This window comes from Gemmatimonadota bacterium (assembly GCA_026706345.1).
Lineage (GTDB): Bacteria > JAAXHH01 > JAAXHH01 > JAAXHH01 > JAAXHH01 > JAAXHH01.
Map to the genome: position 1 here is coordinate 1 of JAPOYX010000118.1, position 2641 is coordinate 2641.

Genomic DNA, 2641 nt, shown 5'->3' on the forward strand with positions numbered 1-2641 from the left:
AAGGGCATCCTCGGTACAGGCCGGCATGAACGGAACCAGTGGGGTTGGACGCCAGTGCCTGTTCCAATTGATACGCATTTTTCAGTTGGATGGCGCACTGGTAGCGCGTCAACCTGATGATTCCGCGGCACTAGTGAGGCAGGATGGCCTCGCTTTTCTTGGCGTCTTCGGGTTGCGTCTCGCGCTTCTCGGCGGAGGGCGAGTCGTCACGATTGGGCGCCGGTGAGTATTTGAGTGAAAGCTCGATCACTTCATCGATCCACTTGACGGGAACGATCTCCAGCTTGTCCTTGACGTTCTTGGGAATCTCCACCAGGTCCTTGACGTTTCCCTGGGGGATCAGCACGGTGTCCACGCCACCGCGGTGCGCCGCGAGCAACTTCTCCTTCAGACCGCCGATCTTCAGCACCTCGCCTCTCAGGGTGATTTCGCCGGTCATCGCCACGTTGGACCGTGCCGGTATCTCGGTCAGCGCCGACACCAGCGCGGCGCACATGCCGATGCCGGCGGAGGGCCCGTCCTTGGGCGTGGCGCCCTCCGGCACATGGATGTGCACGTCGGATTTGCGGTGAAACTCGCCGTCGATACCCAGCACGCCGGCACGGCTGCGAACCACCGTCATCGCCGCCTGTATCGACTCCTGCATCACCGCGCCCAGTTGTCCGGTATGAATGAGCTTGCCCTTCCCGGGCACGATGGCGGACTCGATGGCGAGCAACTCTCCGCCCACTTCGGTCCACGCAAGTCCGGTGACCTGACCTATCTGGTCGTTGTTCTCGGCGCGGCCATATGTGTGCCGCTGCACGCCCAGGTACTTCGCCACATTGCGGTGGTTGACCCGGACGATACTGGTGCGCGGGCGCAGCAACAGTCTCTTCACGACCTTGCGGCAAATCTTTGACAGTTCGCGCTCCAGGTTTCGCACCCCCGCCTCCCGGGTGTAGTAGCGAATCGCATCGAGAATGGCCGAGTCGGAAATTCTCAACTCCTTGTCTTCGATGCCGTTGTTCTTCATCTGCTTGGGAATCAGGTACCGCTTGGCGATATTCAGTTTCTCGTCCTCGGTATAACCGGGCAGGCGTATGACTTCCATGCGGTCAAGCAGCGGCGGCGGTATGTTCAGGCTGTTCGCGGTACAGACGAACATGACCTCGGACAGGTCGAAATCCACTTCCAGGTAGTGATCGTTGAAGGTGAAGTTCTGCTCCGGGTCGAGAACCTCCAGAAGAGCCGACGACGGGTCGCCGCGGAAATCCATCGACATCTTGTCGACCTCGTCCAGCAGGAAGAGCGGGTTCCTGACCTTCACCTTGCCCATGTTCTGCACGATCTTGCCGGGCATGGACCCGATATACGTTCGCCGGTGCCCGCGGATTTCGGCCTCGTCCCGCACGCCGCCCAGGGACATGCGGACAAACTTGCGATTCGTCGCGCGGGCGATGCTCTGTCCGACCGAAGTCTTGCCGACACCCGGCGGGCCGACCAGGCAGAGAATGGGCCCCTTCAACTCGCGGACACGCTGCTGCACGGCGAGGTACTCCAGGATGCGTTCCTTGACCTTGTGCAGACCGTAGTGGTCTTCTTCCAGCACCTGCTCGGCCTTTTCCAGGTCCCGCGTCACCCTGGTGCGCTTCTTCCAGGGCACCTTGACGAGCCAGTCGATGTAATTGCGCACCACGGTGGCTTCCGCGGACATGGGCGACATCAGTTTCAGCTTGTTCAGTTCCGAACCGGCCTTCTCCTTCGCTTCCTTGCTCATGCCGGCATCGGTGACCTTCTTTTCCAGTTCGCCGAGTTCGTTGGGCGCATCCTCGATTTCGCCCAACTCCTTCTGAATGGCCTTCATCTGCTCATTCAGGTAGTACTCGCGCTGACTTTTCTCCATCTGCTGCTTCACGCGGCCGCGAATGCGTTTTTCTATGCGCAGCAGATCGATCTCCCCTTCGATCAGGGTGTGAACATGCTCCAACCGCGCCTTGACGTCGTGGATCTCAAGGATCTTCTGCTTGTCCACCAGCTTCAGCGCCATGTGCGCGGCCACCGTGTCGGCCAATCGTCCCGGCAGGTCGATGCCCGCCAGCGTGGTCAGGACTTCCGGCGGAATCTTCTTGTTGAGCTTGACGTACTGCTCGAATCGCGAAATGACGGAGCGTGACAGCACGTCCATTTCCTTTTCGTCGTAGACGCTGTCCTCGTCAAGTATCTCGAACGCCGCGGAGAAACACTCGCCGATCTCGAGTTGCAGGAGACGTGCGCGGCGTCCACCTTCCACCAGAACCTTTACGGTCCCGTCCGGCAGCTTCAGCAGTTGCAGGATGGTCGCGATCGTGCCGACCTCGTAGAGATCCTCCATGCCGGGATCGTCGACGTCAGCCTGTGTCTGCGCGACCAGCAATATTTCCTTGTCCGCGGCCATGGCCCGATCCATCGCCACAACGGACTTGTCCCGCCCGACGAACAGGGGGATAACCATCTGCGGGTATACAACTACATCGCGCAGGGGAAGCACCGGCAACCGCTCGATGCGCGCATGTTCCAGACCGGTGGTGTCGTCCAAGTCAAGCTCCCTGAATCGGGGGGTTCCCGCCGTGCGTACCTATATTGTGGTCCAGACCTCCAAAACTCAAGTCAAGGATCCCAT

The 2641-nt window shown here is 60.2% G+C and carries 1 protein-coding gene; it reads right to left on the minus strand.

From position 1 onward, the window contains the following. Window positions 1-130: 130 nt before the first annotated feature. Window positions 131-2557 (minus strand): endopeptidase La, encoded by a 2427-nt coding sequence (lon, locus tag OXG98_08010; GenBank protein MCY3771948.1) that lies wholly within the window; start codon window positions 2555-2557, stop codon window positions 131-133. Window positions 2558-2641 lie beyond the last annotated feature (84 nt).